This window comes from Streptomyces sp. NPDC001514 (assembly GCF_053597075.1).
In genome coordinates this window covers 39999-55141 of the sequence record NZ_JBSFHO010000004.1, presented here as the reverse complement: position 1 = coordinate 55141, position 15143 = coordinate 39999, and the positions used below count along the sequence as shown (strand labels likewise).

At 71.8% G+C, this 15143-nt stretch carries 8 protein-coding genes; all 8 read left to right on the top strand.

Annotated elements, in window-relative coordinates:
* The first annotated feature begins 96 nt into the window (after nucleotides 1-96).
* Complete coding sequence (locus tag ACWCXB_RS06400) at nucleotides 97-852, top strand: TIGR03936 family radical SAM-associated protein (protein WP_450719619.1); 756 nt, start codon at nucleotides 97-99, stop codon at nucleotides 850-852.
* Between the two features lie 285 nt (nucleotides 853-1137).
* A complete protein-coding gene (locus ACWCXB_RS06395; RefSeq protein ID WP_450719617.1) occupies nucleotides 1138-5385 on the top strand; it encodes an Rne/Rng family ribonuclease in 4248 nt (1415 codons plus the stop codon).
* 336 nt (nucleotides 5386-5721) lie between these two features.
* A complete protein-coding gene (locus tag ACWCXB_RS06390) occupies nucleotides 5722-6840 on the top strand; it encodes a DegT/DnrJ/EryC1/StrS family aminotransferase (protein ID WP_450719615.1) in 1119 nt (372 codons plus the stop codon).
* Nucleotides 6837-7853, top strand: a complete 1017-nt coding sequence (locus tag ACWCXB_RS06385) for a Gfo/Idh/MocA family protein (protein ID WP_450719613.1) — start codon at nucleotides 6837-6839, stop codon at nucleotides 7851-7853. The genes ACWCXB_RS06390 and ACWCXB_RS06385 overlap by 4 nt, the downstream gene beginning before the upstream one ends.
* A 106-nt stretch (nucleotides 7854-7959) precedes the next feature.
* Nucleotides 7960-10539, top strand: coding sequence for a glycosyltransferase family 4 protein (locus ACWCXB_RS06380; protein ID WP_450719611.1), 2580 nt, complete (start codon nucleotides 7960-7962; stop codon nucleotides 10537-10539).
* 20 nt (nucleotides 10540-10559) lie between these two features.
* Entirely contained in the window at nucleotides 10560-12146 is a 1587-nt protein-coding gene (locus ACWCXB_RS06375) for a glycosyltransferase family 4 protein (protein ID WP_450719609.1), read from the top strand.
* Complete coding sequence (locus tag ACWCXB_RS06370; protein WP_450719607.1) at nucleotides 12143-13795, top strand: glycosyltransferase family 2 protein; 1653 nt, start codon at nucleotides 12143-12145, stop codon at nucleotides 13793-13795. The genes ACWCXB_RS06375 and ACWCXB_RS06370 overlap by 4 nt, the downstream gene beginning before the upstream one ends.
* Nucleotides 13792-15075 (top strand): nucleotide sugar dehydrogenase, encoded by a 1284-nt coding sequence (locus tag ACWCXB_RS06365; RefSeq protein ID WP_450719605.1) that lies wholly within the window; start codon nucleotides 13792-13794, stop codon nucleotides 15073-15075. The genes ACWCXB_RS06370 and ACWCXB_RS06365 overlap by 4 nt, the downstream gene beginning before the upstream one ends.
* The last annotated feature ends 68 nt before the right edge of the window (nucleotides 15076-15143 follow it).

The following is a 15143-nucleotide window of genomic DNA, read 5'->3' as shown; positions in this document are numbered from 1 at the left end:
AGACCAGAAAGGACGGCGCACGACAGCGCCGCCCCGCACCGAGGAGAAGAACCACTGGGCAAGCGACAGCCCGAAGGCCCGCCGCCCGCACCTGCGGTGCAGCGCATCCGACTGCGCTACACCAAGCGCGGCCGCCTCCGGTTCACCAGCCACCGCGACTTCCAGCGCGCCTTCGAGCGTGCGCTGCGCCGTGCCGAGGTGCCGATGGCGTACTCGGCAGGCTTCACTCCGCACCCGAAGGTGTCGTACGCGAACGCCGCGCCCACCGGCACGGGCTCCGAGGCCGAGTACCTGGAGATCGCGCTCACCGAGACCAGGGACCCCGAGAGGCTGCGGGTCCTGCTCGACGAGTCGCTGCCGGCCGGGCTCGACATCACGGACGCGGTCGAGGCCCGTACGTCGGGTCTGGCGGACCGGCTGACCGCGTCCGTGTGGGAGCTGCGGCTCGACGGCGTCACGGTCGAGGACGGGGAGAAGGCCGTCGAGGCCTTCCTCGCCGCCGAGACGGTGGAGGTCCAGCGCCGGACGAAGAACGGCATGCGGACCTTCGACGCACGGGGTGCCGTGGCCGGGCTGGAGGTGGACTCTCCACAGCCTGATAGGCCCGGAGAGGGGCCCTGTGCGATACTGCGGCTGGTTGTGCGGCACGTGACACCTGCCGTGCGACCCGACGACGTCCTGTCCGGTCTCCGAGCTGTGGCCGACCTGGCGCCGCCGGTCCCCGCAGCGGTGACCAGGCTGGCGCAGGGGCTCTTCGACGAGGAGTCCGGCACGGTGACCGACCCGCTCGCGCCCGACCGCGAGGCAGTCACGGCCGCCCCACCCACGGCCGCCGGACTCGCCTCCCCCTAGCTCCGCTGGGGTCCCAACGACGGCGCCGGAAGGTGCCGGTCCCGCGCAAGGGCAGTCGTCGTAGCGCCGCCCTCGTACTCGGGAGCCACCTGGGTCGGGCAGCGCACAGACCAGGAGACTTTCGCCAGGCCGTGCGTACATCGCGTACGGAACCGGCGAGCCAGACATACAGCTCCCGTGCGGCGCCCGCGCCCCGGACAGCGGCTTCCGCGCTCATCACGCGGAACGTGCCGCCGGACCGGAACCAGGCGCGGCGCCCGGGAGCGTGACGGGAGAACCGCCCGCATGCTCGAGCCGAACGACCCCGGTGTGACCGGGGACGACAACACCCAGGACAACGAGAACTCCACCCCCAGCGACACGCTGCCCCCGCGCCGTCGTCGCGCCGCGTCGCGCCCGGCGGGTCCGCCGGCGGCCGCCGAGGTGGAAACGGTGACGGACGTGACTGCGTCTCTCACCGCAGCCATACCGGCACCGTCCGCGGAGGCGCCTGCCGCCGAGCCCGCTGCCGATGAGGCCCCTGCGCCGCGTACGCGGCGTCGTGCGACGCGCAAGGCGACCGCGCCCGCGGGTGCCCCCGCTGCCGCCGAGGCCCTCGGCGGGACCACCGCTTCGACCAGCGACGCCCCTGAGGCCGCCGCTGCGGAGGAAGCCACCCCCGCGCCGGCCCGCACGCGTCGGCGCGCGACCCGTAAGGCGACCGCTCCGGTCGGCTCGCCCGCGGCTGCCGAGACCGGGACCATCGCCGAGTCCACTGCCGCGGAGGCGCCCGCCGCCGAGCCGGCTGCTGCCGAGCCTGCTGCCGATGAGGCCCCTGCGCCGCGTACGCGGCGTCGTGCGACGCGCAAGGCGACCGCGCCCGCGGGTGCGCCTGCCGCCGCCGAGGCTGCCGAGATCGTTGCTGAGCCCACTGCGGCATCTGCCGCTGCCGAGCCCGCCGCCGAGGCGCCCGAGCCGCGTACCCGCCGTCGGGCCACACGCAGGACGGCCGCGCCCGAGGGCTCGCCCGCCCCGGTGGAGGCGGCCGTGGCCGCCGGCGCCGTCGAAGACATTGAGGAAGGTGCCGTGAGCGACAACGCCGCGGAGACCGAGGGTGCCGCAGAGGCGCCCGCCCGCCGCACCCGCCGTCGGGCGACCGCTCCGGCCGGTGCGCCGGAGGCGGTCGAAGCCGCCGCTCCCGAGGCCGCAGAGGCCGAGGAGACCGTGAAGACCGAGGCCGAGGCCGAGGAGGCCCCCCGCGGCCGTACGCGTCGGCGCGTCAGCCGTCGGGCGACCGCTCCGGCCGGTGCGCCGGAGGCGGCGGAAGCCGCCGCCCCCGAGGCGGCAGCGGCCGAGGAAGCCGAGGAAGCCGAGGAGGCTCCGCGCGGCCGTACGCGTCGCCGTGCCACCAGGCGGGTCGGCGCGCCTGTGCAGGAGGACGAGGCCGTGGCCGGAGGCGAGGGCCTGCCCGCGGACACCGTCACGCAGATCGCCGCCGACGAGGCCGAGGTCGAGGCGGCCGAGCGGGCTGCTTCGCGCGGGCGTACGCAGCGGCGCGCGACCGCGCCGAAGTTCGCCACCGCCCCCGAGCCGGAGAAGCCGGAGAAGGCCGAGGAGCCCGCGCGCGGGCGCCGGGCCGCACGGCCGGCCGTGGCCGTGTTCCAGGCCCCGGTGTTCACCGAGCCGATGTTCCAGACGCCGGAGACCGCCGCTGCCGCGGCCGCCGCCGAGGCCGCCGAGGTGGCCGAGGAGGAAGAAGAGGCCGTCGAGCCCGCCCCGGTCGCCGGGACCACACCGCGCCGCCGTCGCCGCCGCCGTGGCGAGCCCGTCGAGGTCGCCGAGGTCGCGGAGGAGCCGGAGGCCGAGACCGCCGAGGAGCCGGAGGCCGAGGCCGAGGGCGAGGAGGCCGAGGAGTACGAGGACCGGCCTTCGCGCCGCCGCCGCCGCGGTGGCCGTCGCCGTCGCCGTGGCGAGGCCGTGGAGGCGGAAGGTCCCGAGGTCGCCGAGGAGGCCGAGCAGGCCGAGGAAGAGGCGGAGGAGGAGGCCGAGGAAGAGGCCGAGTCCGAGGCCGTCACGCCGTCCGCCCCCGGTACCAGCAGCAGCCGTCGTCGCCGTCGCCGTCGCCGTCGCACCGGTGAGCCCGCCGACGTCGAGGCAGAGGCAGAGGCCGGCGAGGAAGAGGGCGTTCGTACGGTCGTCAAGGTCCGTGAGCCCCGCCCCAAGGCCGAGCCGTCCGACGAGGTGCAGTCCATCAAGGGCTCGACCCGTCTCGAGGCGAAGAAGCAGCGCCGCCGCGAGGGCCGCGAGCAGGGCCGCCGCCGTGTGCCGATCATCACCGAGGCGGAGTTCCTGGCCCGCCGCGAGGCGGTCGAGCGTGTGATGGTCGTCCGGCAGAACGGCGACCGCACCCAGATCGGCGTCCTCGAGGACAACGTGCTCGTCGAGCACTACGTCAACAAGGAGCAGTCGACCTCGTACGTCGGCAACGTCTACCTGGGCAAGGTGCAGAACGTCCTGCCGTCGATGGAGGCCGCCTTCGTCGACATCGGCAAGGGGCGCAACGCCGTCCTGTACGCGGGTGAGGTCAACTTCGAGGCGCTCGGGCTGGCCAACGGCCCGCGCCGAATCGAGTCCGCGCTGAAGTCCGGCCAGTCCGTCCTCGTCCAGGTCACCAAGGACCCGATCGGTCACAAGGGCGCCCGGCTCACCAGCCAGGTCTCCCTCCCCGGCCGCTACCTGGTGTACGTGCCCGAGGGCTCGATGACCGGCATCAGCCGCAAGCTGCCCGACACCGAGCGCGCCCGGCTGAAGACCATCCTCAAGAAGATCGTCCCCGAGGACGCGGGCGTCATCGTCCGTACGGCCGCGGAGGGCGCCAGCGAGGACGAGCTGCGCCGCGACGTCGAGCGACTGCAGGCGCAGTGGGAGGAGATCCAGAAGAAGGCGAAGAACGGCAACGCTCCGACCCTTCTGTACGGCGAGCCGGACATGACCGTCCGTGTCGTCCGCGACATCTTCAACGAGGACTTCTCCAAGGTCATCGTCAGCGGTGACGAGGCGTGGGACACCATCCACGGCTACGTCGGGCATGTCGCGCCCGACCTCACGGACCGGCTGAACCGCTGGACCTCCGAGGTCGACGTCTTCGCCACGTACCGGATCGACGAGCAGCTGATGAAGGCGCTGGACCGCAAGGTCTGGCTGCCGTCCGGCGGCTCGCTGGTGATCGACAAGACCGAGGCGATGGTCGTCGTCGACGTCAACACCGGCAAGTTCACCGGCCAGGGCGGCAACCTCGAGGAGACCGTCACCAGGAACAACCTGGAGGCGGCCGAGGAGATCGTGCGCCAGCTGCGGCTGCGCGACCTGGGCGGCATCGTCGTCATCGACTTCATCGACATGGTCCTGGAGTCCAACCGGGACCTGGTGCTGCGGCGCCTGCTCGAGTGCCTGGGCCGGGACCGTACGAAGCACCAGGTCGCCGAGGTCACGTCGCTGGGCCTGGTCCAGATGACCCGTAAGCGGGTCGGCCAGGGCCTGCTGGAGTCGTTCTCGGAGACCTGCGTCCACTGCAACGGCCGTGGCGTGATCGTGCACATGGAGCAGCCGACCACCGCCGGTGGCGGTGGCGGTGGCAAGCGGGCGAAGAAGCGCGGCCGCGGCGGCGCCGAGCTCGTCCACGAGCACGAGGTCGTTCTCGAGGCGCCGGGTGGCGAGGCTCCGCCCGTCGAGGAGGAGATCGAGGCCGAGACCGTGGCCGAGGTCGCGGCGGAGGCCGCGGCGCCGGTCGCGCTGCCCGAGCCCGCCTTCGCCCCCGACGAGGAGCTGTACAGCAGCGCTGCCGAGGCCGAGGCGGCCGCGACGCGTGGCCGTGGCCGCCGCCGGGCGAGCCGCAAGGCGACCGCCCCGGCGGGTGCGCCGAAGCAGCCCGAGCCGGTGCAGGAGGTCGTCGAGGCCCCCGTCGTCGAGGTCCCTGCCGCCGAGCCTGTCCGGCCGGTCGAGGAGGAGCCGGCCCCCGCGGGCCGTACGCGCCGCCGCGCCACCCGTAAGGCGACGGCCCCGGCCGGTTCGCCGAAGGGGACCGAGGCCCCCGTCGAGATCGTGGCCGAGGCACCGGCCCCCGAGCCCGTGGCCCCCGCGGCCGAGGTCCCGGCGGCCGAGGCGGAGGCGCCTGTCGCCGCTCCGCCGCGCGCCCGCCGTCGGGTGACCCGCAAGGTCACCGCCCCGGCCGGTTCGCCGTCCGGCGCGGAGGAGGCCGCGGTCGTCGTGGTCGCCTCGACGCCGCAGGCCGCGCCCGAGGCGGCCGCCGAGGCCCCGGAGGTCCCGGAGGCCGAGGAAGGCGCGGAGGCCCCGGCCAAGAAGGCGGCCCGCAAGACCGCCAAGAAGGCCACGGCGAAGAAGGCCGCCACCAAGAAGACGGCGGCCAAGAAGACCGCGGCGAAGAAGACGACCGCCAAGAAGGCCACCAAGGCGGCGACGAAGAAGACCGCCGCTGCGGAGCAGCAGGCGCTGCCCTCTGTGACGGCCTCTGCGACGGTGTCCACCGAAAGCTGAACAACCGATGGCCGGTCGCTGAACGTTCGTGTCCCGCTCCTCATGACCGAGGGGCGGGACACGGCTTTTGTTTCGCAATTGATGCCTGACAGCGTTAACGGCCACGAAATTGACTAGGAAATTCCTGATAATGTGACGGCGGTCGCTGCCGTGTCGGGGCCTCGCCCGGAGACTACAGTCGGTGACCGGCCCGGTTGAACGGACAGACCGGTCCCAGCAATTCCTCGGTAGGGCGTCGGCCATCGCGCCGGAGGGGTACGCGCGGCCCACAGGACGCCCCGCAAACCCCGGACCTCTGCCACATAGAGCTCTTGCGGTGTTCAAGGAGGACGTCCAATGCCGAGCAGCATCGAGCAGCCCATCCCCGCTGCCCGCCCGGTCATCGGTGAAGAAGAGATCGAAGCCGCCGTACGCGTACTGCGCAGCGGCCGGGTCGTACAGGGCCCCGAGGTGGCCGCTTTCGAGGAGGGCTTCTCGGAGCTCGTGGAGGGCCGCCACTGCGTGGCCGTCAACTCCGGTACCTCCGCGCTGCACCTCCTTCTGATGGCTTTGGGTATCGGTCCGGGTGACGAGGTGATCGTCCCGTCGTTCTCGTTCGCCGCATCGGCCAACGCCGTCCGCCTGGTCGGTGCCGACGTCGTCTTCGCCGACATCGAGGCGGACACGTACTGCCTCGACCCGGCCGCCGTCGAGGCCGCCATCACCCCGCGCACCGCCGCGATCATGCCGGTGCACCTGTACGGTCACCCGGCCGCGATGGACAAGATCATGGCCATCGCCGACAAGCACAAGCTCGCCGTCGTCGAGGACGCATGCCAGGCGCACGCGGCCGCTCTCAACGGCACCCCGGTCGGCGCCTTCGGCTCCGGCGGCACGTTCAGCTTCTACCCGACCAAGAACATGCACAGCCTCGAGGGCGGCATGATCTCCACGGCCGACGCCGAGATCGCCCGCACCCTCCGTCTGCTGCGCAACCAGGGCATGGAGCAGCGGTACGCGAACGAGATCGTCGGCGCCAACATGCGCATGACGGACGTCGCCGCCGCCGTCGGCCGCGTCCAGCTGTCGAAGCTGGGCGGCTGGACCGAGCAGCGCATCGCGAACGCCGCGTACCTCACCGCGAACATCACCGCGCCGAACGTGGTCACGCCGGTCGTCGCCGAGGGCGCGCGCCACATCTACCACCAGTACACGATCCGTGTGAGCGGTGACCGCGACGCCGTCATGGCGAGCCTCACCGAGGCGGGCATCGGCAACGCCGTCTACTACCCGACCCCCATCCACCGGCTGAAGCCGTACTGGGAGCCGGACCAGAAGGCGGGCCGCAACTGGGACCTGCCCGAGACCGAGCGTGCGGCCGCCGAGGTCGTCTCGCTCCCCGTCCACCCCTCGCTGTCCGAGAACGACCTTGAGCGCATCGTCACCGCTGTGAACGCGCTGGGAGAGAACCTGTGACTGCCGCTGCACTGCGGGCCGGCCTGATCGGCCTCGGTTCCATGGGACGCCACCACGCCCGCGTCCTGGCCGGTCTCGACGGCGTCGAGCTGGTCGCCGTCGTCGACCCGATGGGCGACAAGAACGGCTGGGCGCAGGGCGCCCCCGTGCTGTCGACCGTCGAGGAACTGATCGCACTCGGCATCGACTACGCCGTCGTCGCCTGCCCGACCGGGCTGCACGAGGAAGTCGGCCTGAAGCTGGCCGAGGCCGGGATCGGCGCGCTCGTCGAGAAGCCCGTCGCGGACACCGTCGACGGCGCCCGGCGCCTCGTCGAGGCCTTCGAGTCGCGCGGCCTGGTGGCCGGTGTCGGCCACATCGAGCGCTGCAACCCGGCGCTGCGGTCCCTGCGCTCCCGCCTGGAGGCCGGCGAGCTCGGTGACGTCTACCAGGTCGTCACCCGCCGCCAGGGCCCCTTCCCGCACCGCATCGCCGATGTCGGTGTGGTCAAGGACCTCGCCACCCACGACATCGACCTCACGGCCTGGGTCACCGGCCACGAGTACACGTCGATCGCGGCGCACACCGTCTCGAAGTCGGGCCGCCCGCACGAGGACATGGTCTCCGCCGTCGGCCAGCTCTCCGACGGCACGATGGTCAGCCACCTCGTGAACTGGCTGAGCCCGCTCAAGGAGCGCTTCACCTCGGTCACCGGTGAGCGCGGCTGCTTCATCGCCGACACCCTCACCGCCGACTTGACGTTCTACTCGAACGCTGCCGTGACCACCGAGTGGGAGGCGCTGCGCGCCTTCCGCGGTGTCGCCGAGGGCGACATGATCCGGTACGCCATCCCGAAGCGCGAGCCGCTCCTCGTCGAGCACGAGCTCTTCCGCGACGCGGTCCTCGGCAAGTCGCAGGACATCTGCACGCTGCGGCAGGGCCTGCGTACCGTAGAGGTGGCCGCCGGCGTGCTCGAATCGGCACTCGGCGGCATTACTGTCCGCTTCGACAAGGTCAGCGGCGGAGTTGCCTGAACCACCAGCTCGGCGGTGGGTTACCGCAGCCCGTCAGTCCCCGGTTCCCTCCTGACCAAGGGAACCGGGGCGCCGAACTTTGTGTTCCACCCGGAGGAAGTACGCAATGGAATCCCCTGCCCGTCGGCCGAAGCTCGCGGTGATCGTCGGCAACGGCATCACGGGCGACTCGCGGGTACAGAAGACCGCTGTCGCGGCGGCACGTGACGGCTGGGACGTCACCCTGATCGGCAGGAGCGACACCAAGCGCGTCCAGCACTCCAGGATGGGCCCCATCGATGTGATCCGGGTCCCGGTGGGCAAGGAGTACTCCCGGGCGGTGAACACGCGCAAGCCCCTGCGCGCCACCGCCACCCAGTTCCACATTCAGGACCAGGCAGCGCTGAACCGCTACCGGGCGGCCTACCGCGCATGGGATCGCCAGAAGTCCGCCGAGACCGCCTGGGCGGGCACCCCTCGCCGGGTCTCGGTCAAGGCGCTGCTGAAGGCCCGCCGCACGATGCACCGGCTTCGCGTCCGTGCGTACCAGTGGGAGCAGCGGCGCCGTCCGAAGGACCCGGCGCCCATCGGCGACTGGCGCCGCGACTGGCCGCAGGTCGTCGATCTGGACCTGGCCTTCGGACCGGTGATCGAGGAGCTGAAGCCGGACGTCATCCACGCCAATGACGCCACCATGATCGTCACCGCCGCACGCAGCGCCGCGCGGCTCAGGGCGAGTGGCCACCGCTGCGCCTGGCTGTACGACGCGCACGAGTACATCAAGGGCGTCGAATGGCCCAACGCCCGCCAGGCGGCGGCCCTGCCTGCGATGGAGGCCGAGTTCATCGGCCGCGCCGACGCCGTGGTCACCGTCTCCACCCAGCTGGCCGAGCTGCTCAAGAACGACCACAAGCTGCCCGAGCTGCCGCTGGTGGTGGGCAATTCACCGGTCCGCGAGGTGATCGGCGGCGGCAAGGCCCGGGCCTCGGTCCGTGAGGCCTGTGGCCTCGGCCCCGAGGTTCCGCTGATGGTCTACTCCGGCTGGATCGGCCCCGAGCGGGGCGTCGACGCGGTCATCGCCGGCCTGCGGGAGCTGCCGGGTGTCCATCTCGCCCTGGTCGTCGGCCGTACGACTCCGCTCCTGGAGAAGCTGCTCGCGCAGGCCGAGTCCCTCGGCGTGCGCGACCGGATCCATCTGGCGCCGTACGTCCCGCAGCACGAGGTCGCCGACTATCTGTCCTCCGCGGACCTCGGCCTCACCCCGTTCAGGCGGGTCCCCAACTGCGAGGTCTCGCTGCCGACCAAGGTCTCCGAGTACCTCCAGGCCCGCCTTCCGCTGGTCACCAGCGATGTGAAGGTCATCAAGGCCTACGTGGAGGAGCACGGCCTCGGCGAGGTGTTCACCTGGGACGACCCGAAGACCTTCGCCGACGCCGCTGCCCGCGCCATGAAGGGCCGCGACGAGCTTGCCGCGAACATCACGGAGGAGGTCCTCACCGACCTCTCGTGGGAGGAGCAGAGCGGCCGGCTGCTCCAGCTCTACCGCCGGCTGTCGAAGAAGACCCCGCCCGGTCCGCGCCCCGAGGTGTCGTGGACCGTCCAGGAGTCCCCGAGCGGAGTCCGTACCGCCGAGGGCAGCGGGACGGACGGGCCGGCCTGGCGGAAGCTCGGCAACACCCGCGTCAAGCTGGGCCTCGGCCCGGCCAACTACGCGGGTCAGGCCGCCGCGTACGCCCAGGCGATCACGCGCCTCGACCGGGACGTGTCCGTCGAGGTCGTCATGAACAAGCGCCCGGAGTCCTTCGACTACCCGGCGGACGTGTACGTCGACGCGACCCGGCTCGGCGAGCTGGACGTGCAGGTCCAGCAGGTGGAGCGGGTCGTCGGCCGCTACACGCACCTCCTCGTCGACGCGTTCCTGCCCGTCTTCGGACTCCTCAACGGCGGTACGGTCGCGGGCGATCTGGACGCCCTCAAGCAGGCCGGGATCAAGGTCGGGCTGCTGGCGCACGGCAGCGACATCCGCCACCCCGGCCGGCACCTCGAGCGCCACGAGTTCTCGCTGTTCCGCGACGCCCCCAAGGGCATCGCGGGGAAGCTGCAGGTCAAGGCCGAGCGGAACAAGAAGATCGCCGACGAGAGCGGACTTCCGCTGTTCGTCACGACCCCGGACCTGCTCGACGATCTCCCGAAGGCCACCTGGACCCCCCTCGTCGTCGATGTCGACGCCTGGGCCACCGACCGCCCGGTGATGGAGCGCAAGCGGCCCATCGTGCTGCACGCCCCCTCCAAGCGGTGGACCAAGGGCACCGACCGGATCATGCCGGTCCTCACCGAGCTCCACGACAAGGGCGTCATCGACTTCCGGCTGGCCGAGGGCATCCCGTGGGCCGAGATGCAGGAGCTGGTCAAGGACTGCGACCTCGTCCTCGACCAGTTCACCACCGGCAGCTACGGCACCTTCGCGGTCGAGGCCATGGCCGCGGGCAAGCCCGTCGTCGCCTACATCAGTGAGCAGGTGAAGGGCGCCACCCAGGGCGCGCTGCCGATCGTCAGCGCCACCCCCACCGACCTCCGCGAGGTCATCGAGTCCCTCGTCGGGGACCGTGAGAACTCGGCCCTGATCGGGCGGGAGTCGGCGAAGTTCGCCCGCACGTACCACGACGGAACCTGGACCGCACAGGTCCTGAGCGGCTTCCTCAAGTGACCGGTCCAGAAAGGCTGTTCATGGATACGCAGAATGCCGACGCGTCCCGTCCCGTGAAGGGACGCGTCGTCATGCTGGTCGACAACAAGGTCGAGGGCGACTCGCGGGTGCAGAAGGCCGCCGAGTCGGCCGCCGCGGCCGGCTGGGACGTCGTGCTGCTCGGCCTCGTCCGTTCCGGCAATGGGCGGACCTGGAAGCTCGGTGACGCCGAGGTCCGGTTGCTGCCGCTGAAGACTCCGCTGGCCAAGCGGCATGCCGAGCGGCACCGTTCGCTGCTGCGCCGCCCGCTCGCCTACCCGCCCGGCCCCCTCGCCGCCTACCGCCGGCAGTGGGCCAAGGCGTGGCGCGCGGACGTCGCCACCCGCCGTGCCGCGCTGCGCGTGGCGCCCCAGGCCGTCGGCTCGCCGCTGTTCCGCAAGGTCGAGAAGGCCCGGCTGACGGTGGCGGGACCCGCCTCCAAGTTCATGCAGAAGTGGGTCGGCTTCCGCGCCCGCCAGACCGGCGAGGCGCAGAAGGCCGGGCGCCGGCTGCGCGGCCCGCTGGACCGCGCGTTCACCGCGTCCTGGAAGGCCGCCAAGGGCAAGCGCGCCTGGCGTCGGCTCGAGCCGGTCCTGTGGGACTACGAGCTGACGTACGGCAAGGAGATCGACGCACTCAAGCCCGATCTGATCCACGCCAACGACTTCCGCATGCTCGGTGTCGGGGCCCGCGCCGCGATACGGGCACGGGCCGCCGGCCGTCAGGTCAAGCTCGTCTGGGACGCCCATGAGTTCCTGCCCGGGGTGCGCCCCTGGGAGGACAACGCCCACTGGATTCCGGGCAACACCGCGCACGAGAGCGAGTACGCCCCGTACGCCGATGCCGTCGTCACCGTCTCCGACGGGCTCGGCGACCTGCTGCGCGAGCGGCACGGTCTCAAGGAGCAGCCGACGGTCGTCCTCAACGCCCCCGACCGGCCGGTCGAGGTCGACGAAGCACTGGAGGACTCCGAGCCGGTCCCCGACCTGCGCGCCCTGTGCGGCATCGGCCCCGAGGTCCCCCTGGTCGTCTACAGCGGCTCGCCCGGTCCGCAGCGCGGGCTCGGCGACATGGTCGAGGCCCTGCCGAAGCTGGACGGCGTCCACATGGCGTTCGTGGTGCCGAGCCCGGCCGCCGGTTACATCCAGGGGCTGCTCCGCCGCGCCGAGGAGCTCGGAGTCGGCGACCGGCTGCACGCCGTGCCGTACGTCCCGCACTGGCAGGTGGTCCGCTTCCTGTCCGCGGCGAACGTCGGCTGCATCCCGATCCACCACTGGCCGAACCACGAGATCGCGCTGATCACGAAGTTCTTCGAGTACTCGCACGCCCGGCTGCCGCTGGTCGTGAGCGATGTGAAGACCATGTCCGAGGTCACCCGGGCCACCGGTCAGGGCGAGGTCTGCACCGCCGAGGACATCGACGATCTCGTACGAGCGATCAAGGCGGTCCTCGCCGACCCCGAGCGCTACCGCGCCGCCTACGACAAGCCGGGGCTCCTCGACACCTGGACGTGGGAGGCGCAGGCCGAGGTCCTCGACCAGCTCTACACGCGCCTGCTGTCCGACCGGAAGCCTGGGACGAGAGCATGAAGAAACCCTCCGGCGGCACGGCCGCCGCTCCCGACGTCACCGTCGTCGTGGCCGTCTACAACACGATGCCGTACCTGACGGAGTGCCTGAACTCCCTCGTCGGGCAGAGCATCGGCCTCGACCGCCTGGAGGTCGTGGCGGTCGACGACGGCTCCACCGACGCCAGCGGCGCGGAGCTGGACCGTTTCGCCGAGCGCTACCCCGGCACCGTCAAGGTCGTCCACCAGGAGAACTCGGGCGGCCCGGCGGCGCCCAGCAACCGGGCCCTGGAGCTGGCCACCGGCCGGTACGTCTACTTCATAGGGTCGGACGACTACCTCGGCAGCGAGGCGCTGGAGCGCCTCGTCGCCTGCGCGGACAAGCACGGCTCGGACGTCGTCGTCGGCAAGATGGTCGGCACCAACGGGCGCTATGTCCACCAGGCGCTGTACAAGCAGAACGATCCGGACGTCAGCCTGTACGACTCGGCGCTGCCGTTCACGCTCGCCAACACCAAGCTGTTCCGGCGCGAGCTGGTGGAGCGGTACAAGCTGCGCTTCCCCGAGGACATGCCGGTCGGCAGCGACCAGCCGTTCACCATCGAAGCCTGCGTACGGGCCCGCAAGATCTCGGTCCTCGCCGACTACACGTTCTACTACGCGGTCAAGCGCGGCGACGCGAGCAACATCACCTACCGGGCGAACCATCTGTCCCGGCTGCGGTGCACCGCCGCGATCATGAAGCAGGCGGCCGGACTGGTCGAGGCCGGCCCGAACCGCGACGCCCTGTTCAAGCGCCACTTCACGTGGGAGCTCGCCAAGCTCGTCCAGGACGACTTCCCGTCGCTGGACCCGCAGACGCAGCGCGAGATCTGCGCCGGTATCGCGGCCCTCGCCGACGAGTACTTCACCGAGGCGCTGCGCGACTCGATGGACGTCAAGCGACGGGTACGGATCGCGCTGGCCCAGCGCGGCGCCGTCACCGAGCTGGTGCGCGCCATCAGCGACGAGGCCGAGCACGGCGCACCCCCGTTCCTGCTGGAGGACGGCCGCGCCTTCGCGCGCTACCCCGGCTTCCGGGACGAGGGCCTGGCGCTGCCCGACCGGCTCTTCGAGGTCGTAGGAGAGTCCGTGGCCCGGCAGCTCGCCGACGGCACGGGACTGGTCTCGGCCACGTGGGAGCAGGCGGGCCGCGAGCTCGCTTTGTCCCTCGCGGTACGGGTCCCGGTCGCCGGTGAGACCGATTCGGCCGTGATCCGGCCGGCTCCCAAGGCGATGCCGAAGAGCGCCGACAAGCCCGGCGGCCGGAGGCTGCCGGTCGGCACCGAACTGTCCGCCCCGGCGGGGGAGTCGAGCAGGACGTCGACCCCGGACGGGACGGCCACGGTGGTGACCACCCTGATCCCGATCCCGGCCGTCCGCGCCAGGCTCGGCGTCCGTGCCTACCTGGACGTGGCAGGCTCGACGTATGAGATTCCGGTGACCACCCGAGGCCTGCCGCTGCCGCTGGCACGCCGCTGGCGTGCGCATGTCCCGTACCGCGTCTCGGTCAACGCGAACGCCAAGGGACGGCTGGTGATCACGACGGCTCCGCTCTGGGAGCCCTCGCCCGGCGTGGGCAAGCGACTGCGCCGAACGTTGTCCCGTGTGAAGAGGAAAGTAATCCGATGAATATCTGTGTAGTCGCGCTGGGCAAGATCGGCCTGCCGCTCGCCGTGCAGTTCGCCGCCAAGGGCCACAAGGTCATCGGCGCCGACGTCAACGAGAAGGTCGTCGAGCTGGTCAACGCCGGCACCGAGCCCTTCCCGGGCGAGCACGACCTCGACCGGCTGCTCAAGGAGACCGTCGGCGCCGGGCTGCTGTCCGCGACCACCGACACCACCGCGGCTGTCGCCCAGTCCGACGCCGTCGTGGTCGTCGTCCCGCTGTTCGTGGACGCCGAGGGCATCCCGGACTTCGGCTGGATGGACGCCGCCACGAAGGCGATCGCCAAGGGCCTCAAGCCCGGCACCCTCGTCTCGTACGAGACCACCCTGCCGGTCGGCACCACCCGCACCCGCTGGGCGCCGATGCTCCAGGAGGGCTCGGGTCTGACCCCCGGCCAGGACTTCCACCTGGTCTTCTCGCCGGAGCGCGTCCTCACCGGCCGAGTCTTCGCCGACCTGCGCCGCTACCCGAAGCTCGTCGGCGGCATCGACGAGGCCTCGGCGAAGCACGGTGTGGAGTTCTACGAGCAGGTCCTCGACTTCGACGAGCGCGCCGACCTGCCGCAGCCCAACGGTGTGTGGGACCTGGGCACCGCCGAGGCCTCCGAGCTCGCCAAGCTCGCCGAGACCACCTACCGCGATGTCAACATCGGCCTGGCGAACCAGTTCGCGCGCTTCGCCGACAAGAACGGCATCGACGTCAAGAAGGTCATCGAGGCCTGCAACTCGCAGCCGTACAGCCACATCCACCAGCCCGGCATCGCCGTCGGCGGCCACTGCATCCCGATCTACCCGCGGATGTACCTGTGGAACGACCCGGAGGCGACCGTCGTGCGCTCGGCCCGCGAGGCCAACGCCGCCATGCCGGAGTACTCCGTCGACCTGCTGGCCGCCGCCTACGGCGACCTGAAGGACGTGCACGTGCTGGTGCTGGGCGCCGCTTACCGCGGTGGCGTCAAGGAGACCGCCTTCTCCGGCGTCTACGGCGTCGTCGAGGCCCTCAAGGCGCGCGGTGCCGTGCCGTTCGTCTCCGACCCGATGTACACGGCCGAGGAGCTGGCCGCGCACGGCCTCACCCCGCACCGGGGCGAGAAGGTCACCGCCGCGATCCTGCAGGCCGACCACGCCGAGTACCGCGAGCTGGCCGCCTCCGACCTGCCGGACGTGACCGTCCTGGTCGACGGCCGCCGCACCACGGACCCGGCCAACTGGGAGGGCGTGCGCCGCGTCGTCATCGGCGGCTGACACGAGAACCCGTGAACGGGAGGGCCCCGTCCGGCAGTGCCGGGCGGGGCCCCTTCGTGTCGATGCGG